The 26,854-nt window shown below is 35.2% G+C and carries 18 protein-coding genes and 1 tRNA gene; 10 read left to right on the top strand and 9 right to left on the bottom strand.

The window, feature by feature from the left end; all coding sequences use genetic code 11:
- Positions 1-68: 68 nt before the first annotated feature.
- On the bottom strand, positions 69-2,921 hold the full coding sequence (polA, locus tag HM981_RS12805; protein ID WP_179339207.1) for a DNA polymerase I: 2,853 nt from the start codon (positions 2,919-2,921) through the stop codon (positions 69-71).
- Positions 2,922-3,044: 123 nt separating this feature from the next.
- Between polA and HM981_RS12800 the strand changes: the two genes are divergently transcribed.
- Positions 3,045-3,995: an isoaspartyl peptidase/L-asparaginase family protein gene (locus HM981_RS12800; protein ID WP_179339206.1), complete on the top strand. Its 951-nt coding sequence runs from the start codon at positions 3,045-3,047 to the stop codon at positions 3,993-3,995.
- A 197-nt stretch (positions 3,996-4,192) separates the two neighbouring features.
- Here HM981_RS12800 and HM981_RS12795 read toward each other — a convergent pair whose 3' ends face one another.
- Positions 4,193-5,056, bottom strand: coding sequence for a cyanophycinase (locus tag HM981_RS12795; RefSeq protein WP_179339205.1), 864 nt, complete (start codon positions 5,054-5,056; stop codon positions 4,193-4,195).
- Between the two features lie 97 nt (positions 5,057-5,153).
- Here HM981_RS12795 and cphA point away from each other — a divergent pair, with 97 nt between their 5' ends.
- Positions 5,154-7,796: a cyanophycin synthetase gene (gene cphA / locus HM981_RS12790; protein ID WP_179339204.1), complete on the top strand. Its 2,643-nt coding sequence runs from the start codon at positions 5,154-5,156 to the stop codon at positions 7,794-7,796.
- Positions 7,797-7,884: 88 nt separating this feature from the next.
- On the opposite strand, the gene HM981_RS12785 is transcribed toward cphA, so the two are convergent.
- Positions 7,885-8,145 (bottom strand): hypothetical protein, encoded by a 261-nt coding sequence (locus HM981_RS12785; RefSeq protein WP_179339203.1) that lies wholly within the window; start codon positions 8,143-8,145, stop codon positions 7,885-7,887.
- Positions 8,146-8,422: 277 nt separating this feature from the next.
- Here HM981_RS12785 and HM981_RS12780 point away from each other — a divergent pair, with 277 nt between their 5' ends.
- Entirely contained in the window at positions 8,423-9,835 is a 1,413-nt protein-coding gene (locus tag HM981_RS12780) for an aldehyde dehydrogenase family protein (protein ID WP_179339202.1), read from the top strand.
- Between the two features lie 187 nt (positions 9,836-10,022).
- Here the strand turns inward: HM981_RS12780 and HM981_RS12775 are convergent, their stop codons facing one another.
- Together HM981_RS12775 and HM981_RS12770 are read right to left on the bottom strand one after the other, a co-directional pair.
- Complete coding sequence (locus tag HM981_RS12775; protein WP_179339201.1) at positions 10,023-11,036, bottom strand: isoaspartyl peptidase/L-asparaginase family protein; 1,014 nt, start codon at positions 11,034-11,036, stop codon at positions 10,023-10,025.
- A 53-nt stretch (positions 11,037-11,089) separates the two neighbouring features.
- Positions 11,090-12,769 (bottom strand): MFS transporter, encoded by a 1,680-nt coding sequence (locus tag HM981_RS12770; protein WP_179339200.1) that lies wholly within the window; start codon positions 12,767-12,769, stop codon positions 11,090-11,092.
- 353 nt (positions 12,770-13,122) lie between these two features.
- On the opposite strand from HM981_RS12770, the gene HM981_RS12765 reads away from it, so the two are divergent.
- Together HM981_RS12765 and HM981_RS12760 are read left to right on the top strand one after the other, a co-directional pair.
- On the top strand, positions 13,123-14,349 hold the full coding sequence (locus HM981_RS12765; protein WP_179339199.1) for a metallophosphoesterase: 1,227 nt from the start codon (positions 13,123-13,125) through the stop codon (positions 14,347-14,349).
- A 110-nt stretch (positions 14,350-14,459) separates the two neighbouring features.
- Positions 14,460-14,756: a thioredoxin family protein gene (locus tag HM981_RS12760; protein WP_179339198.1), complete on the top strand. Its 297-nt coding sequence runs from the start codon at positions 14,460-14,462 to the stop codon at positions 14,754-14,756.
- 37 nt (positions 14,757-14,793) lie between these two features.
- Here HM981_RS12760 and HM981_RS12755 read toward each other — a convergent pair whose 3' ends face one another.
- Both HM981_RS12755 and HM981_RS12750 read right to left on the bottom strand, forming a co-directional pair.
- Positions 14,794-15,420: a polysaccharide deacetylase family protein gene (locus tag HM981_RS12755; RefSeq protein ID WP_179339197.1), complete on the bottom strand. Its 627-nt coding sequence runs from the start codon at positions 15,418-15,420 to the stop codon at positions 14,794-14,796.
- Positions 15,421-15,426: 6 nt separating this feature from the next.
- Positions 15,427-18,828 (bottom strand): protein O-mannosyl-transferase family, encoded by a 3,402-nt coding sequence (locus tag HM981_RS12750; protein WP_179339196.1) that lies wholly within the window; start codon positions 18,826-18,828, stop codon positions 15,427-15,429.
- Between the two features lie 151 nt (positions 18,829-18,979).
- On the opposite strand from HM981_RS12750, the gene HM981_RS12745 reads away from it, so the two are divergent.
- Positions 18,980-19,056: transfer RNA gene (locus tag HM981_RS12745), tRNA-Gln, on the top strand.
- Positions 19,057-19,169: 113 nt separating this feature from the next.
- Here the strand turns inward: HM981_RS12745 and HM981_RS12740 are convergent.
- On the bottom strand, positions 19,170-19,994 hold the full coding sequence (locus HM981_RS12740; protein ID WP_179339195.1) for a universal stress protein: 825 nt from the start codon (positions 19,992-19,994) through the stop codon (positions 19,170-19,172).
- 154 nt (positions 19,995-20,148) lie between these two features.
- Here HM981_RS12740 and rimP point away from each other — a divergent pair, with 154 nt between their 5' ends.
- The 3 genes from rimP (at position 20,149) to infB (ending at position 24,783) form a co-directional block, all read left to right on the top strand.
- Entirely contained in the window at positions 20,149-20,613 is a 465-nt protein-coding gene (gene rimP / locus HM981_RS12735; protein WP_179339194.1) for a ribosome assembly cofactor RimP, read from the top strand.
- Positions 20,614-20,625: 12 nt separating this feature from the next.
- A complete protein-coding gene (nusA, locus tag HM981_RS12730; protein ID WP_179339193.1) occupies positions 20,626-21,858 on the top strand; it encodes a transcription termination factor NusA in 1,233 nt (410 codons plus the stop codon).
- Positions 21,859-21,945: 87 nt separating this feature from the next.
- Complete coding sequence (gene infB / locus HM981_RS12725) at positions 21,946-24,783, top strand: translation initiation factor IF-2 (protein ID WP_179339192.1); 2,838 nt, start codon at positions 21,946-21,948, stop codon at positions 24,781-24,783.
- Between the two features lie 78 nt (positions 24,784-24,861).
- On the opposite strand, the gene HM981_RS12720 is transcribed toward infB, so the two are convergent.
- Positions 24,862-25,242: a hypothetical protein gene (locus tag HM981_RS12720; RefSeq protein WP_179339191.1), complete on the bottom strand. Its 381-nt coding sequence runs from the start codon at positions 25,240-25,242 to the stop codon at positions 24,862-24,864.
- 294 nt (positions 25,243-25,536) lie between these two features.
- On the opposite strand from HM981_RS12720, the gene HM981_RS12715 reads away from it, so the two are divergent.
- Positions 25,537-26,844 carry a c-type cytochrome gene (locus HM981_RS12715; protein WP_179339395.1) on the top strand — a complete coding sequence of 436 codons (1,308 nt, stop codon included), beginning with the start codon at positions 25,537-25,539 and terminating at the stop codon, positions 26,842-26,844.
- Positions 26,845-26,854 lie beyond the last annotated feature (10 nt).

Raw genomic sequence — 26,854 nt, 5'->3', positions numbered from 1 at the left:
TTTAGTCTTTATATTTAAAATTTAGAACAATATACTATTAAGTAGAGTCTATTGTGTGCCTTTTCATCCTAATGCGCCTCCAACCAATTCAACCCAGTATCCACCTCAACATCAAGCGGCACATCCAATTTAAAAGCACCTTCCATTTCTGTTTTAATCAATGTGGTAAGTTCTTCGAGTTCTGGTTTGTAGATGTCAAAGACCAATTCATCATGTACTTGTAAGAGCATCTTCGACTTATAGTGTCCAGCTTCTAGCTTGTTGAAAATATTAATCATCGCAATTTTAATGATATCGGCAGCGCTTCCTTGTATTGGTGCGTTAACGGCGTTTCGTTCTGCGGCACCTCTCACCACAGCGTTACGCGAGTTGATGTCTTTTAAATAACGACGACGCCCCAAAACGGTAGAGACATAGCCATGATCTCTTGCAAAATCGACTTGCTTACTCATGTAGGCTTTTAATTTTGGATAGGTTTCGTAATAGGTGTCAATGAGTTCTTTGGCTTCACCACGAGATAAATCGGTTTGATTACTTAAGCCAAAGGCAGACACACCATAGATGATTCCGAAATTCACGGTTTTGGCATTGCTACGTTGTTCTCTGGTGACTTCTTCTAATGGCACACCAAATACTTTGGATGCGGTTGACGCATGAATATCTTCACCATTTTTAAAGGCTTCAATCATGGTTTCTTCTTCACTTAATGCGGCAATAATTCGTAATTCTATTTGCGAATAATCGGCAGCTAGTAAGGTGTAGTCTTCGTTTCTTGGTACAAAGGCTTTACGCACTTGACGACCACGTTCGGTACGGATTGGGATATTCTGTAAATTAGGATTATTACTACTTAAACGACCTGTAGCTGCAACGGTTTGCATATAATCTGTATGTACTCTGCCTGTAGACGGTTCTACTTGTAATGGTAAGGCATCTACATAGGTGCTCTTTAATTTTGCTAGTCCTCTGTAATCCAAAACATTTTGAATAATAGTATGTTCTTTCGCTAAATAACTCAATACATCTTCTGCTGTAGAATATTGACCCGTTTTGGTTTTTTTAGGCTTATCAACGAGCTTCATGTTTTCAAAAAGCACGATTCCTAATTGTTTTGGTGAGGCTATATTAAATTCCTCGCCTGCAGCGGCATAAATTTCTTGTTCAAGATTTAGTATGTCGCTATTCAGTTGGTCTGATAACGAATTTAGAAATTCGGTATCTAAATTAATACCTTCTAATTCCATGGCCGCTAACACACGCAGCAGCGGAATCTCGATATCATCGAATAATTTTTGAGTATTAGCTTCGCCTAATTCTTTTTCAAAATGTTCTTTAAGTTGTAAGGTAATATCTGAATCTTCAACCGCATATTCCGTTTGTTTCTCTAAAGGCACATCGCGCATGGTTAACTGATTCTTTCCTTTTTTGCCAATCAATTCGGTAATAGAAATAGGTGTGTAGTTCAGATAGGTTTCTGCAAGGACATTCATATTATGTCGCATATCTGGATTTATCAAATAATGCGCTAACATGGTATCGAACAGTTTGCCTTTTACCTCAACATTATATTTGGCTAAAACTTTGATATCGTATTTTAAATTCTGACCAATTTTTTGAATGTTTTCATTCTCGAAAAACGGTCTTAAAATCTCTATTAAGGCTTGCGCTTCCGTTTTATCTTCTGGGAATGGTACGTAAAAGCCTTTGCCTACTTCCCATGAAAAGGCGATGCCCACTAATTCTGCTGTCAGAGGATTTAAGCCTGTGGTTTCCGTATCAAAACACACCGAGGTTTGATTCATTAGATTTTTGACAAACAATTTGGTTGCCATACCAGATGCTACACTTTGGTAAAAATGCGAATAGGTTGCTGAGGTTTTTCTAGCATTTTCTGAAATAGTTTCTGTTGCTGATGGTTCGCCACCTCCGAATAAAGAGAATTGACCTTCGCCTGCAGATTTTTCTTCTGTAGGTGTCGTTTTAGGCGCTTCCTTTTTGTCTGACGTTGGAGTTGTGGTTCCAGCAGCCTGCATAGCTTCAGCAGAAAAGGTTTTATTAAAATTATCAATTAAACGTCTAAACTCTAAGTTTTGAAAAATTTCAGTCACTTTTGGAATATCAGGTTCAGACATCTCAAAATCTTTTTCATTGAACTCCACAGGTACATCGAGCATAATGGTGGCCAATTGTTTGGATAATAAACCGAGTTCTTGGTTGGCTTCAATTTTTTCTTTCATTTTACCTTTAAGCTCATGTGAATTGGCAAAAAGGTTTTCCATACTGCCATAAGCCGCTAAAAATTTCTTAGCTGTTTTTTCACCAACACCAGGTAATCCAGGAATATTATCAGAAGCATCGCCCATCATCCCTAAAAAGTCAATAACTTGTAATGGATCGGTGACCTCAAATTTCTTTTGTACTTCTGGGATTCCCCAAGTTTCATAGCCACCTCCAAACATTGGTCTGTACATAAAGATGTTTTCGCTTACTAACTGTGCAAAATCCTTATCTGGTGTCACCATAAACGTTTGGTAACCTTCTTTTTCTGCTTTTTTAGCTAGTGTTCCAATCACATCATCAGCTTCAAAACCTTCTTTCACCATAATGGGAATATGCATGGCTTTTAAGATCTCGTAGATATACGGAATGGCTGTTTTTATGCCTTCAGGTGTTTCGTCTCTATTGGCTTTGTAGGCCTCGAACATTTCTACACGATCTGCACTTCCTCCTTTATCAAAACAAACGGCTAAATGATCTGGTCGTTCGCGTTTAATGACATCTAAAAGCGAGTTCATAAAACCCATAATAGCTGAGGTGTCTTCTCCTTTGGAATTGATTCTTGGATTTTTTATAAAAGCGTAATAGCCACGAAAAATTAAAGCGAAGGCATCAACTAGAAATAGGCGTTTTTTGTCAGACATAGTGAATTATATAAATGAAAATAATGCTCGACTCAGCTCGAACAGACAATAGTTTCAAAACTACAAAAAGTTAAGGGTTTATTTGAAAAGCAATTTGTAATTTTCCGTTTTAAAATTTCACACATGAAAACATTTTCAATAGCCATACACGGAGGAGCCGGAACTTTAGTAAAAGGGATGATGACGCCAGAATTAGAAGCACAATATAGAGACGCCTTAAAAGATGCGCTTGATGCAGGATATTATTTGCTTGAAAATGGAGGAACAGCCTTAGATGCGGTAGAAGCATCGGTAAAAGTGTTAGAAGACTCTCCTTTGTTTAATGCCGGAAAAGGTGCTGTGTTTACAGCAGAAGGAACACATGAAATGGATGCCTCCATCATGGAAGGGAAACATTTGGAAGCCGGAGCTGTGTCTTTAATCACAGGAATTAAAAATCCGGTGTCCTTAGCACGTGATGTGATGGAAAATAGTTACCACGTTTTTTTAGCAGGTGATGGAGCTATGAAATTTGCGAAAGAACAAAATTACCAACTGGAGCAACCTGACTATTTTTATGATGCATTGCGCTATAAGCAGTGGCAAGAGATAAAGGATAGTGATAATTTTCAGCTAGATCATGCTTCGGCAAAGGTTAGTGACTCAAAAAAGAAAGATTCAAAATTTGGAACTGTCGGTGCTGTGGCTTGTGACCAAGAAGGCAACATTGCAGCAGCAACCTCAACAGGAGGTATGACCAACAAAAAATGGGGACGTGTTGGAGATAGTCCGATGATTGGTGCTGGTAATTATGCCAATAATAAAACCTGTGCTGTAAGTTGTACAGGAAGCGGTGAGTTTTTTATTCGTGGTGTTGTGGCTTACGATGTCTCTTGTTTAATGGAGTACAAAGGCTTATCGCTAAAAGATGCTGCCGATGAGGTGATCCATAAACGTATCTTAGACATTGGTGGAGATGGTGGTCTTATTGCTGTAGATGCCGATGGAAATATTGCCATGCCTTTTAATACCGAAGGGATGTATCGTGCCAGTAAATCGTCTATGGGAACTGAAGATGTTTCTATTTATAAATAACAATAAATCCCTTTAAAAAAAAGGATCTAAGCATTGTTTTGTTTTTTATTTTGGGCGTTACCTAAAGGTCGCGCTTTCCGTTATATCTTTTGCGAAAAGCAAAAGGATGCCACTGCAATCGCTAACGCGGTTATGAGGATTCATTTAACATTACAAGATCGCTTTATGAGATCCCTTTTTTCACAGGGATTCTAGTATTAGATAAAAGGAGCTTCAATAGGCAATACTTTCACTTTTCGAGTTTTAATATTGTATTCATCACCATTTGAAAGGACATGAATTGTAAGGTTAGCCATTGTCATTGGTGTGCCTTCTTCTAATATTTTTTCGTTGTTATGGGTTAGCGTGCTGCCATCAAAAACAATGACCATTCCAGAGCCAATTACCGTACATTCATTGCCGTTTTTAATAATCATTCCAGTATCTTCAGCTAAGCCAAATCCTATCAAGTTCGGGAATTTAGCCACCGCTTCAGATTGTCTTCCAAAACGACCTCTTTTAATAAAGTGTGTGTCTATAATTAATTCGGGAATTAACCCTAAACCTTTATACATATTCACGGCTCCTTTTATAAAGGATTCAGAAGCGCTTCCGCCAGCAATCATTTCATTGGCCATAACCATGGCACCAGCACTTGTACCTGCAATTACAAAACCAGCTTCATTAACAAAGCGTTCCGCTAAAATAGTATGGATTATAGTGCCTCCAATTTTATCTGTAATTTTAGATTGATCTCCACCAGAAAACATGACACAATCGGCATTTTTAATTAAAGCAATGGCATGTTCAGTTTCAGAGTCTTCTTTAGAACGAATGTCTAAAACGGTAACGTTTTTACAGCCTAATGTTGTAAAGGCCGTTAGGTAATTTTCACCAACTTCAACAGGGATACTAGATGCTGTTGGTATCACAACAATCTTAGCGTCAATGCCTCCAGCTTCTTCAACGACATGGAATAAAATACCATCGTCTATAAACTCTAAAGTGTACATTTCGTCTGCCTCAATACCTTTATCCTCATTTCCTCCAATTGGTATTAAAGTTCCCTTTATCTTCTGCATAATTTGTATCTAAAAATATTGGCCAAAAATAAGCCATTTTTTTTAGTGAAAAATACTATATTTAGAATCTTTCAATAACTAAAACAAACCAACCAACATGAAAATACGCGAAATTAATGCGATGAGAGGACCTAATTACTGGTCTGTAAGACGACATAAATTAATAGTAATGGTTCTTGATCTTGAAGAAATGGAACAATTACCTTCTAATAAAATCGAAGGATTTCCAGAGCGATTAAAAGCGATGTTTCCAAGTATGTATTCTCACCGTTGTTCTGAAGGTTGCGAAGGTGGTTTTTTTATGCGTGTAGATGATGGGACTTGGATGGGTCATATTATAGAGCATATTGCTTTAGAGATTCAGACGCTTGCCGGAATGGATACTGGTTTTGGAAGAACGCGTGGTTATGGAGAAGAAGGGGTTTACAGCGTCGTGTTTTCATATATGGAAGAGTCTGTTGGACGTTTTGCGGCCAAAGCTGCCGTAAGAATATGTGAGGCCTTAATTGTAGGAGAAGCTTATGATTTGACCGATGATATTCAGGAAATGAGAGAATTGCGTGAAGCCGATCGTTTAGGGCCAAGTACCGGTTCTATTGTTGCTGAAGCGGAAGCTCGTGGCATTCCTTGGATTCGACTTAATAAATATTCGCTTTGTCAATTGGGTTATGGAGCCAATCAGAAACGAATTCAAGCTACAGTGACCAGTGAAACAAGTAGTATTGGTGTAGAATTGGCTTGCGATAAAGAGGATACTAAATACTTATTAGAACAAGCAGAAGTTGAGGTGCCTCGTGGAGATATTATTAGAAGAGAACGCAGTTTGGAAGAGGCTTGTGATTATGTTGGTTATCCTTTAGTTATTAAACCTATTGATGGCAATCATGGTCGTGGTATTACTGTCAACATTCAAAATTACGAAGATGCTTTAGTTGCTTTTCATTTTGCTAAAGAAAGTTCTAAAAGTGGAGCTATTATCGTCGAAAAATTTATTGTAGGTGAAGATTATAGATTGTTAGTTATAAATAATAGGTTGGTTGCTGGAGCGATTAGAACACCTGCTCATGTTATTGGAGATGGGACCTCTACAGTTCAAGAGTTGATTGATACCGTAAACAGCGATCCACGTCGTGGGTTTGGACATGAGAATGTTCTCACTAAAATTACAACAAACGAATTAACTCAGACCATTATAAAAGATGCTGGTTATACATTAGACTCTATTTTACCAGAAGATGAACGCTTAATTTTAAAAGATACCGCCAATTTAAGTACCGGAGGAACCGCAGAAGATATTACAGATATTATCCATCCCGCAAATGTAAGTATGGCAGAGCGTATTTCTAAAATTATAGATTTAGATATTTGTGGTATCGATATTATGACTACAGATATTTCTCAACCCTTATCCGATACAGGAGGTGCTGTTTTAGAAGTTAATGCAGGTCCAGGATTTAGAATGCACTTAGCTCCAACTTCAGGATTACCAAGAAATGTTGCAGCTCCGGTTATCGATAAATTATTTCCAACAAAAGGAGAAACAGGACGCATACCAATCGTGGCTATAACAGGAACGAATGGTAAAACAACAACGTCTAGATTATTAGCACATATTGCTAAAATGAATGGCTATCGCGTGGGTTATACGACGAGTGATGGTGTTTATATACAGAACCGTTTACTAATGACAGGTGATTGTACAGGACCTGCAAGTGCCGAGTTTGTACTTAAAGATCCGACTGTTAATTTTGCTGTTTTAGAATGTGCAAGAGGTGGTTTATTAAGAGCAGGTTTAGGTTTTAAAAAATGTGATGTGGCTATTGTTACTAATGTCGCCGCAGATCATTTAGGTTTAAAAGGTATTCATACTATAGAGCAATTAGCAAAAGTAAAAGGGGTTATTCCAGAAACCGTGTTGCCAGATGGTTATGCTATTTTAAATGCAGACGATGACTTGGTGTATGACATGCGACGTAATTTAGATTGTAATGTAGCGTTATTTTCTATGGATGAGAACAATCCACATGTTAAGGCTTTGCAACGTATGAATGGTATTACAGCCGTCTATGAAAATGGCTTTGTCACCATTTGTAGAGGAGAGTGGAAAATGCGTTTAATGAAAGCAGAAAACATTCCGTTGACCTATGGAGGAAAAGCAAAATTTATGATTCAGAATGTATTAGCCGCAGTTTTAGGAGCACATGTACAAGGCATTAGTATTGAAGATATGAAAGCAGGCTTAGAAACGTTTATACCTTCTGCAGCACAAACACCAGGACGTTTAAACCTGTTTGAATTTAATAACTTTTCTATCTTATTAGATTATGCACATAATCCTGCAGGAATGCGTGCTTTACAAAATTTCACCAATGAACTTGAAGCGACAGTGAAAGTAGGTATCATTGCAGGTATTGGAGATAGACGCGTAGAAGATAATAACGAAATGGGAGCTATTGCTGCTGATATGTTTGATGAAATTATTATTAGACAAGACAAACGCTTAAGAGGGAAAACAGAGCAAGAACTAATTAAGATGCTCGATGATGGGATTAAGAAAAGAGATCCTAATAAAAAGACCACTATAATTCCATCTGAAAAAGAAGCCATTAAATACGCGGTAAAGAATGCTGTAAAAGGCTCACTTATTATTTTATGTAGTGATGTCATTCCTGATGCCTTAGAACTGGTTAAGAAGTTTAAGGAGCAAGAAGCAAACGGTGAATTAAATTATGCCGATTAAAGATAAGCCAATTTTAAACCTAAAAAAGCCGAAACGTGAGTTTCGGCTTTTTTAGTAATATATAGTTTATGATTTAAAATCTAATGGCTTAACAAAGTTTTACCGTCTTCGTTTTAATCTGAAGACTTTTTCTGTAGGCTTTAATACTAATAATCTCTTTACTTTTCTTACGATTCAATTTTAAAACCTTAGCTTTAATTTCAGCAGAAACAGCAATTGTACTAATTTCAGATTTTACTATTGTTATCGTTTCAACACGCTCTGTTTCATTGTTCACAGTTACGTCTTGTTGAGCAAAACCTGTTAAAGATAATGTTAAGAAGAATATGATGATTAGAGCGTTTTTCATAATAGTAAGAAGCTATATTTGTTTTAACTTCGACTCAAAGAAACACAACATCTCAAGGGTGATTAGAATTTTTAGATGAAACCAGTCGATAAACTGTTAAGTGGTAAACGCTCGTTAAAAACATCGGTGAAATACATGATTTGCGCTTGTATCCCTTTAGAATGGTTGTTTTTTATGCTAAACGTTACTGTTCTTCGGATAAAAAACACTTCTGAATAATTTTTATCGACGAAATGCATAAAATAAGATTGAAACGCCTATAAACAGACTTTTAATTATGAATGATTTTAGTAATAATCCCTATTCCGAATTATTTTCAAAACAAAACAATAATCAGTATGTTATTGGAAATAGGACTTATAAAGAGCGGCTTAAAACGTTGAATAAACTCCAGCATGCCATTGAAGTAACTTATAGAACGCAAATTCAAGACGCCTTACAAAAAGATCTAGGTAAACCAGTCGTTGAAACTGAGCTTACTGAAATCTATGCTATCATTGGTGATATTAAACATACCAAAAAACACTTGCATCGCTGGATGCGAAAGCAAAAGGTAGAAACACCAGTATCGATGTTAGGTTCTGGTTCTTATATTAAATATCAACCAAAAGGAGTCTGCTTAATTATTTCACCTTGGAATTTTCCATTCAATCTTACCTTTGGTCCTTTAGTCTCTGCAATAGCCGCAGGAAATACAGCAATTATTAAGCCTTCAGAGATGACTCCAAACTCATCAGCATTAATGTCTGAAATTATTACGGCTGTTTTTAATGACGATGAGGTCGCCTTAGTGCAAGGTGAAGTTGCTGTTTCAACGGAGCTATTAAAACTCCCTTTTAATCATATCTTTTTTACAGGCTCTCCAAAAGTGGGCAAAATAGTTATGAAGGCTGCATCTCAACATTTGGCATCTGTAACTTTAGAGTTGGGAGGTAAGTCTCCAACCCTTATAGATAAAACGGCTAACATTGATAACGCGGCTAAGAAAATAATGTGGGCAAAGTTTTTAAACTGCGGTCAAATATGTGTGTCACCAGATTATGTGTTAATAGACGAAAGCATAAAAGTGGCATTTATTGCATCTTGTAAAAAATGGCTTCAAACGTTTTACAACGATAGTCCAAAAACGTCTGACTCTTACGGACGGATAGTTACTGATAAACACTTTGAACGTTTAAGTGAGCATCTAGATAATGCAAAAGCACTACATGCGACGTTTGAAGTTGGTGGCGACACGGATCGTGCATCAAAATATATAGAACCTGCTATAATTTCAAATTTACAACCTGAAGCAACATTATTAGAAGACGAAATATTTGGTCCTATTTTACCTATTGTTACCTATAAGAGTTTAGATATGGCCATTGCTTATGTGAATTCAAAACCGAGACCATTGGCACTTTATATATATAGTAAAAGCAAAACGAATACTAAGAAAATATTAAATAACACTAGAGCAGGTGGCACGTGTATTAATAATAGTGTGTTGCACTATGCCAATCATAACTTACCTTTTGGAGGGGTTAATAATAGTGGTATTGGAAAAAGTCACGGTTTTTTTGGTTTTCAAGGCTTCAGTAATCAGCGCGCTGTAATGAAACAGTATACGTTTGGAGTCACAGAGTTATTATTTCCTCCTTATAGTAGTTTTAAAGAGACGTTGGCGCGATTAACTATAAAGTGGTTTTAAAAAGTGAAAAGTCGCTCCCTACAGCGACTTTTCGTTAAACTTAATATTTTACCCTAAGCTTAGTAACGCGTAAAGATATATTAAATCTATTTGAAATTATGTTTTATTTAGTGAATGGTAGGTTTTCTTTAGTGAATGTCACTTTTTTGAGAAATTACCGTAATTGGTCAGAAAAGCATCTACAATTTTAAGTCTTATTGAAATAACCTGACTGAATTTGTTCATTCACTCCATTTTGAAACTTAGTCATACTAAACCATTGATGGATAGCGTAACTTCCCGTTTCTCCTTGTTTGTTTATAGCGATGTAACCCACTTGAAAATTCTTATAGTTACTATTTGGTTTATTAACGATTCTCTTAATCGCTTCTTCACAAGCTTCTTGAGGTGATTTTCCTTGACGCATTAATTCTACCACTAAAAAGCTACCAACCGTTTTTACTACTTCTTCACCTAGACCTGTAGCCACACAACCACCAATTTCATTATCTATAAACAATCCTGAACCAATTATTGGAGAATCACCAACACGTCCTCCTAATTTATAAGCTAATCCGCTGGTAGTACAAGCACCAGAAATATCACCATTTTTATCCATGGCAAGCATACCAATAGTGTCATGATTTTCAATATTTATGATGGGTTTATATTGGGCTTCAATTTTCCATTTTTCCCAAGCTTCTTTTGAAGCTTCGGTTAATAAATTTTCCGTTGTAAATCCTTTTGAAAGCGCAAATTGTTTGGCTCCTTCTCCGGCAAGCATAACATGCGGTGTATCTTCCATGACTTTTCTAGCTACGGAAACAGCGTGTTTTATATTTTGAAGGTATACAACAGCGCCACAATTGCCATGTTTATCCATTACGCAAGCATCTAGAGTAACATTACCATCTCTGTCTGGTAAGCCGCCTTTGCCAACCGTTTGTCCTTTTTCATTAGCTTCTTCAATTCTGCAACCTTGCTCTACGGCATCTAAAGCGTTGCCATCTTGGTTAAGAACTTCCATAGCTTTAGCCGTTGCACTAATAACGTGCCAAGTTGCCACAACTATAGGTGAAGCTCGTTTTGAGTTGTTTTTAGGTGTATTTGTTAATTCTTTATTTTGGTCAGAAGTATTTTCTTCACAATTGGTTAGTGCGTTGCCAACAGCTAACCCCATACCTGTTAATGACGCATTTTTTATGAAATCCCGTCTTTTCATTTTATCATGAATTTACTTAAAGATTTTACGCGATGATAAATAGAGTTTATAGTTTAGTACGTAACGCCTTGTTTGTCTAAAACTGTTTTTGTTCTAAAGGCATAAAACAATAAATAGGCAAAACAAGCTACAGCCATCCAATATGAGGCTTGAATATTAAATACATCAGCAAGTTTACCTTGGACAGGAGGAATAATTCCACCACCTAAAATCATCATAATTAAAAACGCAGAACCTTGAGAGGTATATTTCCCTAAACCAGCGATACTTAATGTAAATATGCATGGCCACATTATAGAACAGAATAAGCCACCAGATAAAAAAGCGAATAAAGCCATATTGCCAGAAGAGAACAAGCCAATTAACATCGCGATGATTCCTAGTAAACTAAATATTTTTAAGGTTTTAACAGGGTTATCTTTTGCTAAGAAAAAACCACCAATTTGAACCGCAATACAGATGGCAAAAAAGAATATTTCATTAACGGTAAAGCTGTATTTAATAGAATTGGCCAAAACGATTACAGCAAATGCAACATAAGGCACAATAATAAGTAACACCTTTTTTAAACCTTTACTTGGATTAAACACCGTAATAGCACCAACCCAACGTCCTATCATTAATCCTCCCCAATATAAGGAGATGTAAGAACCTAGTTGCGAATCATTAAGAACAGGAAGTTTAAGTGCGTTTAAGCCTGTGTCTGCAACCCCCTTTTTTAGTAATTCTCCAAGATTACTTCCAATAGTAACTTCTACACCAACATAAGTGAATATTGCTAGCATACCTAAAACAAGTTGTGGATATTTCATAGCTCCCCAACCTTCAGGTTTTTTAGATGCACTAGAATTAGCGATAAAAACAGATGCAATTACAGCAATAAGTGCAATAAATAAAACCATTAAACGTGTGTGTTCTAGGTCTTCAGTAGCAACAGTATCTCCAGAATAGGTACTAAAAATATATCCAAAACAACTTATAATGATTATGGTTAAACCAATTAATAGATTTCTTGCTTTATTGGCAGGTTCAAATGCTGTGTCAGATTTAAGCGATGGTAGTTTTTTTGAAAAGTGAAACATAGCAGCTGCGACTAGAAATAATGCTCCAACACAGAGGTAAAGAATTTGTACTGTAACCAGTGTAATTTCATTGGTGTTTATTTTTTCTGCCAATTGTTCGGTGCTCCAAGATGCTGTTCCAAAAATAGCTAGACTCACTACAATGGGTCCAATGGTTGTTCCGAAAGAGTTAATCCCTCCAGCTAAATTTAATCGATGGGAGCCTGTTTTTGGATCTCCAAGCGCTACTGCAAACGGATTTGCTGCTGTTTGCTGTAATGAAAAGCCTAATGCAACTATAAAAAAAGCAATGAGTACAACATAGAAAACTTCGGTTTGGCCTTGTTCTGCACCTGCAGTTGCTGGATACATTATAAAGGCTCCAACGGCAGAGAGCAACAATCCATAAACAATACCATTTTTGTAGCCCCAATTATTTAGAATATCTCGTTTTACAGCACTAGACATTATAAAAAGTGAAAGCGCTCCAATATAATAGGCGCCATAAAAAGCAAAGTCTACCAATTGCGATTGAAACTGATCAATATTAAAATACGTTTTACAAAATGGTATAAAGACACTATTTGATGCCGCTATAAATCCCCAGAAAAAGAAGACCGTAACCAATGTGGTTAAAGCCGATTTATTATTATTATTGTTTTGATCGCTCATGCTAATTTGTTAGTTTATTATTTTATGTGGTTGTATCTAATGGGTTTCAGATTAAAACAATGGTCTTAACTTCAATAGTACTATTTTTTATTTAGTCTTAAAAAGTATCCGTCTAATTAAAACGCCTATTCGTTTATAAGGTTCTAAATATACTAAAATGCATTTCAAGATTGCCACTTTTAGCTTCAAGCTGATTAATGTAAGTTGTGATTATTGAAACTTGGATTATTCGAAATTTAAAAAGTGTTGAAAATTATAAGGAGAGACATGTATTCCTCCTAAAAATCTTTAACACTTTGATAAGATAAGTCGTTCATCTTAAGCTTAAATTTGTACTCTTAAAAAAAAATGAGATGATTCGCTGGATACTATTTGTTATTTTATTTATGGTGCTTACCATTTACGGCTTCCAAGCGGTAAAAACAATTACAAAGCAAAGCTGGGTGTATTATGTGTTCTTTGGTGTGTCCATTATTGTTGTTGGTAATTTTATTTTTCAATTTGTGTCATCTTCAGAAGGTCGTGTATTAAGTCCAATAAAGAGTTATGCGTTTGGGTTTCTATTGGCGTATATGTCTTTAAATTTAATTTTGGTTATTATTCTTTTAGGTGAAGATATTTTTAGAGGAAGCGCTGGGTTATATGGTAAATTGGTTTCAAAACAACAGTTTGATTTTTCAACACGTAGGAAGTTTATTAGCCAAGTCGCTTTAGGTTTAGCAGCCATTCCTTTTACATCGTTGCTTTACGGAATGTACAGAGGGAAGTACAACTTTAAAGTTTTAAAATATACACTTCATTTTGAGGATTTGCCTTCAGCCTTTGATGGTTATAGAATTACTCAGATTAGTGATATTCACTCAGGAAGTTTTGATAATAAAGAAAAGATTGAATATGCTGTAGATTTAATTAATGAGCAGAAATCTGATGTGTTATTATTTACAGGTGATTTGGTGAATAATAAAGCCACTGAAATGCTACCTTGGAAGGAGACTTTTGGACGATTGAAAGCTAAGGATGGAAAGTTTTCCGTTTTAGGGAATCATGATTATGGAGATTATGTTGACTGGAATTCGGCAGAAGAAAAAGCACAAAACCTCGAAGACTTAAAAACCATTCAGAAAGATATAGGTTTTGACTTGCTGTTAAATGAAAGTCGATATCTAGAAAAAGATGGTCAGCGATTGGCTTTAGTTGGAGTTGAAAACTGGGGGAAAGGTGGTTTTAAAAAAGCCGGAGACTTAGGTAAAGCCTCTGAGCATATTCAATCCGATGATTTTAAGATTTTAATGTCTCATGATCCCAGTCATTGGGATGAAAAAGTGCTAAAAGACCCTTATCATTATCATTTAACATTGAGTGGACATACACATGGTATGCAATTTGGTATTGAAATTCCAGGTTGGATAAAGTGGAGTCCTTCTAAATGGCGCTACAAGCATTGGGCCGGAATTTATACAGAGTTGGGACAACACATTAACGTAAATAGAGGTTTTGGCTATTTAGGTTATCCTGGACGTGTCGGTATTTGGCCCGAAATCACAGTGATAGAACTCAAAAAAGGGACTAAAAGTGCTTAATTGTAAAGAATTGCGTATTTTTATGAAAGGAGTACCTTGCTAACAACCGCTTATGGTTGTTATTTTATACTAGCATGAAGTACTTGTGTGTTTGACTAAAACTATAACGTATGTCAAAATTTGGGGAATTAATAGATGTCAATATTCCAGTGTTGCTGGATTTTTATACAGAAGGGAACGATCTATCTATAGGTATGCATCCTATTCTTAGAGATGTTGCAGCGTCATTAGGCGATAAAGCTAAAGTGATTAAGATAGATGTTGAAAAAAATAAAGAACTTGCAGAAGCATTACGAGTAAAACGTTTACCTACTTTGATCCTTTACAAGAGTGGTGAAATGAAATGGCGTCATAGTGGAGAGCAAGATGCTAATACACTGATTGCTATTATTCAAGAGCATATCTAATTTTGCCGTTAGTAAGCTACTTATTGGCTAACAGGTATCACTTTAGACTTTTAAAGCAGTACCCCTTTTTACTATAATATTCCAAGACTTTAGGGAGTGTGTATATTAAATTTTGTGATGCTTTTACGCTATCATGAAATACAATAATACTACCTTCATTTGCTGCAGAAGTTACATTTTTAAGGCACTTCTCTTTAGATACAGCTTTGTCCCAATCAAAGGACAGAACATCCCATAAAATTATTTTATAGCCCAATTCTTGAATTTGTAGACTTTGCCTAGGTTTTAGTTTTCCATAAGGTGGTCTAAAAAGTTTTACATTAGAATTGATAAGTAACTGAGTTCGCTTAACATCTTCAGTGTAATGTCTGGTCTTATGCTTCCAACCTTTTAAATGATTGTAGGTGTGGTTTCCAATAGAATGGCCTTGAGAAAGGATATTATTGTAAATATCAGGATGCTTTTCAATATTATTTCCAATACAAAAAAACGTGGCTTTTGCGTTGAAGTCTTTTAATGTTGACAGGACCCAGTTTGTAATTTCAGGAGTAGGACCATCGTCAAAAGTAAGATAGAGTTCTTTATTCTTGGTATTGATATTCCAGGTAAAATTTGGGAACAATGCTTTTACAAAGTCTGGCGTTTTAACTGGAATAATCTGCATGCTCTATTAGTTCTCTGGAGCTATTCTTTCAATAGTATCCTTTATCGTATTTTGTATGTCTAGATCTTCCGGTACTTCAGGGAAGTCTTCACTTTCGTTGTAGCTATTCATAAGTTCATCGAACAAGCTTAAATAACTATTAAAGGTTTTTGTTTCTTGTAAAGCAAATTCCTTGTCATTATAAACCACTAGAATATCAATCAGTGATCTGTAACGTTGAATATCTAAATAAAGATCTTCCCCAACCATTCGATCTTGATTTTCTATAGTAAGGCTGCTATAATACATTAAGTTCTCTTGGTATTTTTTTGCAACGTCTTTATACAGCGCTCGTCCTTTTTCTATATTTCCTATTTCATAATAAGCGCTTACATAAGGTTCAAGTAAAGAGTAGAAGCCAAATTTATCTACAGGCATTTTTTCCATAGCGATGTCTGCTATTTCTTCAGCCTTATCTAATTTTTCTTCATTTATTAATTGCTCTATTAAACGCGCAAGATTACCTCTATACGTAATCCCATTTCTTCGGGTTTCAATATCATAGTAGATGTCTTCACCACTGCCTCCCCATTTCCAGTTCTTTACCATATCGTACATAAGGTCTGGATCTACACGACCCATGTCATAAGGATTGGCTCTGTCTACCGCTGTTTTTATTGGCACTAATTTATAACACATACCATCGAGTTGTAAATAATCCTTTAACCAAACATAATCTTCGGCACCAAAAGCACCTCCTGTAAAATATATTGGTCGCTCCCAATTATTGTTAGCAATGATATCTAGCATTAATAACCGGTTTTTGTAGATGTAACTGCCTTCGATTTGAGTGTAAAGATTATCTTCAATTTTATCGGCATCCTTTTGCTTAACGACTCCATTTTTAAGCACCGCATCTTTATTTACCGGAATACTAATACTACGTGTTGGAAAGTAATTAGAGTTTAATAAATGCGTTGGATACTGACTTGGATCTTCCCCTTGCTTTTCGGTAACAAATCTGAATTTTGTACTAGGTTTTTCACTAGAGATAAAGTCCATAAAATCCTTTATAGGCAGCGTATCTTTAGTGATTTCTCTTCTAATAATGACATCTCTTGTGCCACCTCTATATTGGTTATGTGTTAATTGAGACGGAATAGGATCACTATCATAAGCCTTACGTTTCATTTGGTCTATATACCAATCCGTTTGAAATAAACTCGTGTTAACGACACGTACATCTGTACGAACCCCTTCAATTTCTTGTAAATACCATAATGGGAAAGTGTCATTATCTCCAATAGTAAAAAGAATAGCATTTGGAGCACAAGATTCTAGGTACTTACGAGCCATAGAATTTGTAGTGTATTTTCCTGAACGGTCATGATCGTCCCAATTGTTTGCCGCTAAAACTCCAGGTACAATAATTAAGCAAGCCAGTGTAATTGCTGGTGCTAAAAGTTTTGTTTTTATGCTAGATTGTAAAAGATCATAAATAGCATAGACTCCAAAACCAATCCAAATAGCAAATACATAAAATGAACCTACAACAGAATAATCACGTTCTCTTGGTTCAAAAGGTCTTACATTGGTGTAAAATTGTATAGCTAAACCGGTTAATAAAAAGAATACTAATAAGACCCAAAAGCGTTTTAAATCTGAATACATTAAGAAAAAGAAGCCAACGAGACCTAATATTAATGGTAAGAAATAATATGTGTTTCTAGATTTGTTTTCAAGAACATCTGTAGGTAAATTATCTTGAGACATCCCAATATGAATGTTATCTACAAGATTAATTCCAGAAATCCAATTTCCATTTTTATGTGTATATCGTCCTTGGATATCATCTTGTCTTCCTGTGAAATTCCACATAAAATAACGCCAATACATGTAGCCAAATTGGTATTGGAACATGTACATAATGTTATCCATAAAGGATGGTTTTTCAATCACTAAGTATTGCTGTCCGTAACGTTTTAAAAATTGATTGTAGCCTTCATAATCAATTTCACCATTAGCAACTCTCATTTTAAAATCGTTAACTAATTGATCAAACTGTTGTTTCTCACCAAGTGCATATTGTCCTGATTGTTCTTCAGTTAAGCCAGCATTCATGGCTTCGTTATAAGCACGTGTTTGTAAGGTTGGGTCTACTTTAAAATCTATTAAACCCGTAAACATCATATAATTTTCGGCATGTTCTGCACTCCACATTCTAGGAAGAAAAGAGGCATGTTCATGATTATAGTTTTGTTTGCTTTTTTCCCATTCATTAATAATTACATATTCTCCAACTTCATCATCACGTTCGTAATTCTTTTTGTCATCGACAAAAGGTTCGTTTTCATCTGCACCAGAATAGATTTCTGTAAACTGAGGACCATAAAATAAATGGGTCTCAGGATATTGTTCTAAATTATAATAAGCTAAAAGTTCTCTAGCATTAGAAGGATCGTTTTCGTTAATAACCACTTGTGCATTAGCACGAATTGGTAGCATCATCCAAGAAGAGAAACCAATAAATATAAACATTAAACAAAGTACTAATGTATTAGTGTGTTTCATGCCTTTGTTCCGTGTGTAATTCAGACCAAAATAGAATAAGGTAATTACCATTAATCCTGTGATAATGGTTCCTGAATTAAAAGGTAAACCAATAGAGTTTACAAAAAAGACTTCTAAATAACCAAAAAGTTTTAAAGTTGAAGGCAATAATAATTTGAATATAAAAAGTAGAATTGCAGCAGAAGCAATATTTGCAATGATGAAATTCTTAACCGTTATGGTTTTATAATTCTTGAAATAATAGAGTAATCCAATAGCCGGAATCGTTAAAAGTCCCATAAAGTGAACACCGAATGATAACCCAATAACAAAAGCAATGAGGATTAGCCAACGGTTACCTCTTGGTTTGTGCATGTCTTGTTCCCAACGTAAGCCTAAATAGAATAACACAGCCATTATTAAGGTGGCCATGGCATATACTTCTGTTTCTACAGCATTAAACCAAAACGAGTCTGTAAATGTAAACGCTAAACTACCAACTAAAGCACTTCCAAGAATGGCATAAGCTTTACCTGTGTTTTTGTCTTCATTATATTTTGTGAGTTTTACTAATAAAATACTAATGGTCCAAAACATAAAAAGAATGGTAAATGCGCTCGCAACACCACTCATCATGTTCATGATCATTCCAATTTGTGAAGGCTCTAAGGCAAACATGGAGAAAAAAGCACCAAACATTTGAAATAAGGGAGCTCCTGGTGGATGCCCTACTTGTAATTTTGAAGAGGTTAAAATATACTCTCCAGCATCCCAAAAACTAACAGTTGGTTCTATAGTAAGTCCGTAAACTACAACTGCTACAGTAAAAACAAACCATCCTAAAATGTTGTTCCACTTTTTAAAGTTAAAATCTGTCATGAAAACATTGCTTAATAATGCAGGCGAATTTACTAATTATTAGCGTAAAGCCTACATTTTTAAGTTAACGTTAAGTATTTTGAAAAATTTTGTCATTTTTTTTTGCCAAAGTCAAACTTTGTATTAAATTTGCAAACTCAATTTGAGAGATTGGCCTATGGTGTAACTGGCTAACACATCTGTTTTTGGTACAGAAGAGTCTAGGTTCGAAACCTAGTAGGCCAACCAAAATTTAAATCCTAATTCGTTTTCGAATTAGGATTTTTGCTTTTATAATATATGGTAATATGGTGGTAATCTGTCTTTTGGTGTCTTTTAGAGCTTAATAAATAAGCTCTTTTTTATATCTTAAAAGTAATCACAGGACGGTTAGCGTGGTTTACAATATCTTCACTGATGCTACCATTAAAGAAATGTGCGATGCCTTGTCTGCCATGCGTGCTAATTCCAATTAAATCGGCGTTTATATCCTTAGATACATTTAAGATACCTTGTTCTACACTCGTATCATTATGAATAGTGATGGTGTAATTTTCATATGTTTGTCCTGAAATAAAATCATTAATTCTCGATTTTGCTTCGTAAGTTGTAATAAAGTTACTCGGAGTAATAACTAGAAGTAAATGTATTTTTGAGTTAAAAAATTTAGCGAATTTTATAGCTTGCTTGTAAGTCTCACGATTATCATTTTTAAAATCTGAAGCAAAAACAAAATTAGAGACATCAAAAGTATGATGTTCATTCTTTATTACAAGAACAGGTACTTCAGAAGTTCGTACTACTTTTTCTGCATTAGAGCCTACAAACATTTCCTCAAGACCTGAAGCTCCATGAGAGCCCATAACTATTAAATCAATTTCAAATTCTTTACAGGAATCCTTTATTTCATTAAACGTAACGTCGGCTTTGACGGTTTCGTGAACTTTAATGCCTTCTAAATAGTCTTGAGCCATTAGGTTTTCGAACCTTTTTTGTGCTAATTTCATGAAAAATAAGGTTTCAGGAATATCGCTATGTGCTAGTCCAGGATCGGTTTGCTGCATAGGAATCTCCATCATATGTAATAAATATATTTCGGCATGATGTGCTTTAGCAAGCATGGCTGCTACTTTTAACGCGTTTTCCGCTTGCTCTGAAAAGTCTGTTGGTACTAATATTTTGTTCATATTGTATTAGTTTTAGTTAGTCCACTAAATTTAAGAAAATTATTCCACATTAGATAGCTTGGATAAATTAATATAAATAACGTATATTTGCATCGTTGTTTACTAAAAATAAATAAGCGAGAGGACGAAAAGTCCTCTCTTTTTATATCAAATAATGTTTAAGAAACTTGTAGAAGACTTATTGCAAAACGCTCTAGATGAGAGACCTGATCTATTCTTAATAGATTTTTCACTGTCTGGAGATAACGCTATTAAAATTATAATTGATGGCGATAATGGCGTTTTAGTAGAAGATTGTATGTTCATTAGTAGAGCTATTGATCACAATATAGATGGAGAAGAACATGATTTTTCAATAGAAGTTTTATCATCTGGTGCTGCATCTCCTTTAATTTTACCAAGACAATATAAAAAACATGTAGGCCGAAATTTAGAAATTAAGACTTTAGATAGTCAAAATTTAGAAGGAGAGCTTACAGAAGTAAATGACGAAAATGTGGTGCTATGCTGGAAAGCAAGAGAGCCAAAACCTGTAGGAAAAGGTAAAGTAACAGTAACTAAAATAGCAACTGTTGCCTTTGAGAATATTAAAGAAGCAAAAGTTAAAATAAAATTTTAATTCATATCAATCATGGAGAATATAGCGTTAATTGATTCATTTTCAGAATTTAAAGACGACAAGTCAATAGATAGAGTTACGCTAATGGCAATTCTTGAAGACGTATTGCGTAATGCGTTGAAGAAGAAGTATGGTGATGACGATAACTTTGATATCATTATAAATCCAGATAAAGGGGATTTAGAAATTTGGAGAAACCGTATTGTTGTTTCAGATGGAGAAGTAGAAGAGCCTAACCAAGAAATTGAATTATCAGAAGCTCAGAAAATAGAGCCAGATTTTGAAGTAGGTGAAGATGTTGCAGAAGAAGTTAAATTAATTGATTTAGGTCGTCGTTCAATTTTAGCGTTAAGACAGAACTTGATTTCTAAAATTCACGAACACGATAACACTAATATATACAAGCACTTTAAAGAACTTGAAGGAGAGATTTATACTGCAGAAGTACATCACATCCGTCACAGAGCAATAATTTTGTTAGATGACGATGGTAATGAAATCATACTTCCAAAAGATAAACAAATACCTTCAGATTTTTTCAGAAAAGGAGAAAATGTAAGAGGAATTATTGAAAGTGTAGAATTAAAAGGAAGCAAACCAGCAATTGTAATGTCTAGAACATCACCTGTGTTTCTTGAGAAATTATTTGAACAAGAAATTCCAGAGGTATTCGATGGTTTAATTACCGTTAAAAAAGTGGTTCGTATTCCAGGTGAAAAAGCAAAAGTAGCAGTAGATTCTTACGATGATAGAATTGACCCTGTTGGAGCTTGTGTTGGTATGAAAGGTTCTAGAATTCATGGTATTGTACGTGAATTAGGAAACGAAAATATTGATGTTATTAACTATACTAATAATGTGCAACTTTTTGTGACTAGAGCATTAAGTCCAGCTAGAGTAACATCATTGAAGTTAAACGAAGAAACAATGCGTGCTGAGGTTTTATTAAAACCAGAAGAAGTTTCTAAAGCTATTGGTAGAGGAGGTCATAACATTCGTTTGGCAGGCCAACTAACAGGTTACGAAATTGACGTATTTAGAGAAGGTGCAGAAGAGGATGTTGAATTAAAAGAATTCTCTGATGAAATAGAATCTTGGGTTATTTCTGAATTTAGCAAAGCTGGTTTAGATACTGCAAAAAGTATTTTAGAGCAAGATGTTAATGATTTAGTGAAGCGTACAGATTTAGAAGAAGAAACAATCTTAGATGTCATTAGGATTCTAAGAGAGGAATTTGAAGAATAATAGCTGTTTGTTATCAGAATGATTTTAAGTATTTCATTTTGAAATTAAATAGGTATAACATATATTTAAGTATTTTACAGGCAATTTATGGCTCAAACAACAAGATTAAACAAAGTATTAAGGGAATTGAATATTTCAATTGATCGTGCTGTGGATTTTTTAGAATCCAAAGGCGTGACTATTGAAAAAAGCCCTAATACTAAAATTTCGCAAGAGGTTTATAACACGCTATCTGGAGAATTTCAGACGGATGCATCTAAGCGTGAAAAAGCTCAAGAAGTTAGTGAAGCAAAACTTAAAGAAAAAGAAGAGCTTCGCGAACAGAGAGAACGTGAAATTGAGGAGAAGCAAAAGCAAAAGGCAGAACGAGAATCTGTAGTTAAAGCTAAAGCTGAGTTAAGTGGACCAAAACAAGTTGGTAAAATTGACTTAGATAATAAGCCTAAAGCTGAAAAAGAAGAGAAACCTAAAGCTCCAGAAGTTAAGGAAACTCCTAAAGCCGATAAACCTGTTGAAAAAGTAGAAGTACTTAAAGCAGCGGCACCTAAATTAGCGGCACCTAAAGTTGTAGAGACTCCGGTTAAAGCTGAAGAGGTTAAAAAGGAAGAGAAAGTTGCAGAAGTAGCTGAAGTTCCAAAAGCTGAAAAGGTTGAAAAGGAAAAGAAAACGGAAAAAGTTGCCGTTGAAAAACCTAAAGTAACGCCAAAAGTAGAGGTTAAAAAAGAAGAACCTGCAAAACCAACAGAGCCTGTAGAAGAAACTTTAAAAACACAATATAAAAAGCTTACTGGTCCAACGACTACAGGTAAAAAAATTGATTTATCTCAATTTAATAAACCAAAGAAGAAAAGAGAAGTTAAGCCTGCAGCAGGTGCTGATGCTAACAAACGTAAAAGACGTAGAATTAGTAAAGCTGGCAATACTACAGGTGCTAAACCAAGTGTAGATAGTAGAAGAGGAGCAGGTCCAAGAGGACGTGCAGGAAATGCATCTAGAGCTAAAATAGTTAAGGAAGAGCCTACCGAAGAAGATGTTAAAAAACAAATTAGAGAAACCCTTGAGAAATTACAAGGTAAATCTAATAAAGGTAAAGGTGCTAAGTATAGAAGAGACAAAAGAGATCAGCATAGAGAACAAACTGAAATTGATCAGGAAATTGCAGCAGCAGAAAGTAAAACTATCAAGGTTACAGAGTTTGTAACTGTTAGTGAGATTGCTACAATGATGGAGGTTGGTGTAACTCAGGTTATATCAGCATGTATGTCTTTAGGTATGATGGTTACTATGAACCAAAGATTAGATGCAGAGACTTTAACTATCGTTGCAGAAGAATTTGGATTTGATGTAGAGTTTATTAAAGCAGATATTGAAGAATCTATCGAAGATGTTATAGATGATCCAAAAGATTTATTACCACGTGCACCAATTGTTACAGTAATGGGTCACGTAGATCATGGTAAAACATCATTATTAGATTATATACGAAAAGAAAATGTAATAGCAGGTGAGTCTGGTGGAATTACACAGCACATTGGTGCTTATGGTGTAGAGTTAGAAAATGGTCAGAAAATCGCATTCTTAGATACGCCAGGTCACGAAGCCTTTACGGCGATGCGTGCTCGTGGTGCTCAAGTTACGGATATCGCTATTATTGTGGTTGCAGCAGATGATGCTATAATGCCACAAACAAAAGAAGCGATCTCTCACGCTCAGGCGGCAGGTGTACCAATCGTTTTTGCGATTAATAAAATTGATAAGCCAGATGCTAATCCAGAAAAAGTAAAAGAAGGTTTAGCTCAAATGAATCTTTTAGTAGAAGATTGGGGTGGAAAAATTCAATCTCATGACATCTCTGCGAAAGTAGGAACCGGTGTTAAAGAATTACTTGAAAAAGTATTACTTGAAGCTGAATTATTAGAGTTAACAGCAAATCCTAACAAAGCGGCAAGCGGAACAGTGGTTGAAGCTTACTTAGATAAAGGTAGAGGTTATGTATCAACAATTTTAGTACAAGCAGGTACCTTAAAAGTTGGTGATTATGTTTTAGCCGGAAAAAATAGTGGTAAAGTAAAAGCCATGCAAGATGAACGAGGACATGATGTAAGAGAAGCAGGTCCTGCTACTCCAGTATCTATTCTTGGTCTAGACGGAGCACCTCAAGCAGGTGATAAGTTTAATGTCTTTGCAGATGAGCGCGAAGCAAAACAAATTGCAACGAAACGTACACAATTACAACGTGAGCAGTCTGTTAGAACACAACGTCATATTACATTAGATGAAATTGGAAGACGTATTGCACTTGGTGATTTCCAAGAGCTTAATATCATTCTTAAAGGTGATGTTGACGGTTCTGTGGAAGCATTAACGGATTCATTCCAGAAATTATCTACTGAAGAAATTCAGGTTAATATTATACATAAGGGTGTTGGTGCCATTACAGAAAGTGATGTGTTACTAGCAACAGCTTCAGATGCTATTATTGTTGGATTTAATGTTCGTCCTGTTGGAAATGCAAGAATGATTGCAGATAAGGAAGAAATTGATATCAGAACCTATTCTATTATCTATGCAGCAATCAACGATCTTAAAGATGCTATGGAAGGTATGTTATCTCCAGAATTGAAAGAAGAGGTTACAGGTACTGCAGAGATTAGAGAAGTATTTAAAGTCTCTAAGGTTGGTAACATTGCTGGTTGTATGGTAATGAATGGTAAAATCTTTAGAAACTCTAACATAAGAATTATTAGAGATGGTGTTGTGGTTCATACAGGATCACTAGAAGCCTTAAAACGATTCAAGGATGATGTAAGAGAAGTCGCTAAAGGATACGATTGTGGTATGCAAATTAAAAACTACAATGACATTGTTATTGGAGATGTAATTGAGGCGTTCCAAGAAGTAGAAGTAAAGAAAAAGTTGAAATAATAAATCAACTACAATTCATAGAAACAAAAATACCGACAAGCAATTGTCGGTATTTTTTTTGATATAAACGTTAAGTTTTTACTTATCTGTTCTTGGCTGAATCACGTTAGTGTTCATGTATTTTTTTCTGATTTTAGCATCTGCACGATCAGCTTCAATACGTTTAGCAAAATTACCAACCCAAAGTTTATAATTTGGAGTGTTCCAAACTATTTCTACAGGCCATTCATTATATAGGTTTAAGAAATTAGCCTTTTCGCGTTTTACTTTATCTATATCCACACTCTGATAGACTTGTATTCTGTATACTTTAGAGGTTTTAATGTCTTTCTTGTATTCCAACAACTTATCAATGTCGTTGTCTTGGCTTACGTTAACAACGCCTTGTTGTGCTTGTAAAGATATAGTCATGCCTAAGCCAAATAATGCTAAGACAAAGGGTTTATTTTTAAATTTCATAGAGTTGTATTTATAGACAAAGGTATAGAATTCGTTGATACTTGTACAAATTTTAACTACATTTAGGCTGTAATCAATTGCGCTTCAAGTAGTCGATAAATGAAGAACGAATATTCTCACATAAAATTTCTTAACATATTATTTAGAATTGGTATAAATTATATATGAACAGTTGGCTAAGATTTTCAAAACCCACTTTATATGTTATTTTTGCCAAAGTTTTTATAAAGAACTTTTTTCACTTTTTGAATGAAAAAACCGTACCAAAGTTTAGAAGATAATCCAAATTATAATATGAAACAGGTGATTTACCGTAGTTTAACCTCAAAGATGTACAGTCTTTGTCTTGTTCTATTACTTGCGTTTTCGTCCTCACTTACAGCTCAGGAAGGTGATCCAGCTAATGGAAAGTCACTATTTAATTCTAATTGTGCAGCATGTCACAAGTTAGATAAGCCAATGACAGGACCTGCTCTACGTAATGTAGAAACAAGGTTGTCTGAAGAACAAGGTCTAGATAGAGCTTGGCTTAGTGCATGGATTAGAAATAGTTCGTCGCTGATTAAATCAGGTGATGCTTACGCAAATAAAATATACAACGAATATAATGGAACAGCGATGACAGCGTTTCCTCAGTTAAGTGATGAGAATATTTCTGATATTCTTGCTTATACTGCAGAGAAGGTTGATCCTTGTGTCGCAAATCCACAACCTGGTTGTGCAAACTATGTGGCTCCAGTTGCTGGAGGTAGTTCAGAAGGCGGTATTTCAAATGATTTAATTCTTGGTGCTTTAGCATTATTGTTTGCATTATTAGCAATGGCTTTAGTTTTAGTGAAGCGTACGTTAGATCGTTTTGCAGATGCTAAAGGTTTAGATGTGGCAGAACAAACGAAAAGAACACCATTATGGAAAGCATTCGCTCAAAATCAATTTTTGGTTTTAGTAACTTCAATCATCTTTTTATTAGCGAGTGGTTATTTTGTTTATGGTTACTTAATGCAAGTTGGTGTTGATCAAGGTTACGAACCTATTCAACCAATACATTATTCACATAGAATTCATGCAGGTGATAACGGTATCGATTGTAAGTACTGTCACTCTTCTGCAAGGGTAAGTAAGACATCAGGTATTCCTTCATTGAATGTGTGTATGAATTGTCACAAATCAATTTCAGAAGTGGCACCAGCTACGTTAGCAGAAGGTGAAGAATTTGGAGTCGATTATAATGCTGAAATTCAGAAATTATACGATGCTGTTGGATGGGATGGAACAGGTTACACTGGAGAGTCTCAGCCTGTAAAGTGGATTCGTGTTCATAATTTACCAGACTTCGTATATTTTAATCACTCTCAACACGTAATGGTTGGTGGTATTGAATGTCAGACTTGTCATGGTCCTGTTGAAGAAATGGAGATTATGTATCAGCATGCACCATTAACAATGGGTTGGTGTATTAACTGTCACAGAGAGACAAATGTAAAAGTTAAAGACAACGCGTACTATACTAAAATTCACGAAGAATTATCTAAGAAGTATGGAGTTGATCAGTTGACTGTTGCTCAGATGGGTGGATTGGAATGTGGAAAATGTCATTATTAAATTAAATAAG

This window comes from Winogradskyella ludwigii (genome assembly GCF_013403985.1).
Taxonomy (GTDB): domain Bacteria; phylum Bacteroidota; class Bacteroidia; order Flavobacteriales; family Flavobacteriaceae; genus Winogradskyella; species Winogradskyella ludwigii.
This window is presented reverse-complemented; position numbering and strand designations above follow the sequence as displayed.

Excerpts from the sequence above, each read along its gene's own strand:
- HM981_RS12750 (WP_179339196.1), bottom strand. The coding sequence starts at position 18,828 with ATGACAGATTTTAACTTTAAAAAGTGGAACAACATTTTAGGATGGTTT.
- HM981_RS12785 (WP_179339203.1), bottom strand. The coding sequence starts at position 8,145 with ATGAAAAACGCTCTAATCATCATATTCTTCTTAACATTATCTTTAACA.
- HM981_RS12740 (WP_179339195.1), bottom strand. The coding sequence starts at position 19,994 with ATGAACAAAATATTAGTACCAACAGACTTTTCAGAGCAAGCGGAAAAC.
- HM981_RS12760 (WP_179339198.1), top strand. The coding sequence starts at position 14,460 with ATGTCAAAATTTGGGGAATTAATAGATGTCAATATTCCAGTGTTGCTG.
- HM981_RS12770 (WP_179339200.1), bottom strand. The coding sequence starts at position 12,769 with ATGAGCGATCAAAACAATAATAATAATAAATCGGCTTTAACCACATTG.
- HM981_RS12765 (WP_179339199.1), top strand. The coding sequence starts at position 13,123 with ATGATTCGCTGGATACTATTTGTTATTTTATTTATGGTGCTTACCATT.
- cphA (WP_179339204.1), top strand. The coding sequence starts at position 5,154 with ATGAAAATACGCGAAATTAATGCGATGAGAGGACCTAATTACTGGTCT.
- HM981_RS12755 (WP_179339197.1), bottom strand. The coding sequence starts at position 15,420 with ATGCAGATTATTCCAGTTAAAACGCCAGACTTTGTAAAAGCATTGTTC.
- HM981_RS12775 (WP_179339201.1), bottom strand. The coding sequence starts at position 11,036 with ATGAAAAGACGGGATTTCATAAAAAATGCGTCATTAACAGGTATGGGG.
- HM981_RS12715 (WP_179339395.1), top strand. The coding sequence starts at position 25,537 with ATGAAACAGGTGATTTACCGTAGTTTAACCTCAAAGATGTACAGTCTT.
- HM981_RS12800 (WP_179339206.1), top strand. The coding sequence starts at position 3,045 with ATGAAAACATTTTCAATAGCCATACACGGAGGAGCCGGAACTTTAGTA.
- HM981_RS12780 (WP_179339202.1), top strand. The coding sequence starts at position 8,423 with ATGAATGATTTTAGTAATAATCCCTATTCCGAATTATTTTCAAAACAA.
- nusA (WP_179339193.1), top strand. The coding sequence starts at position 20,626 with ATGGAGAATATAGCGTTAATTGATTCATTTTCAGAATTTAAAGACGAC.
- rimP (WP_179339194.1), top strand. The coding sequence starts at position 20,149 with ATGTTTAAGAAACTTGTAGAAGACTTATTGCAAAACGCTCTAGATGAG.
- infB (WP_179339192.1), top strand. The coding sequence starts at position 21,946 with ATGGCTCAAACAACAAGATTAAACAAAGTATTAAGGGAATTGAATATT.
- HM981_RS12720 (WP_179339191.1), bottom strand. The coding sequence starts at position 25,242 with ATGAAATTTAAAAATAAACCCTTTGTCTTAGCATTATTTGGCTTAGGC.
- HM981_RS12795 (WP_179339205.1), bottom strand. The coding sequence starts at position 5,056 with ATGCAGAAGATAAAGGGAACTTTAATACCAATTGGAGGAAATGAGGAT.
- polA (WP_179339207.1), bottom strand. The coding sequence starts at position 2,921 with ATGTCTGACAAAAAACGCCTATTTCTAGTTGATGCCTTCGCTTTAATT.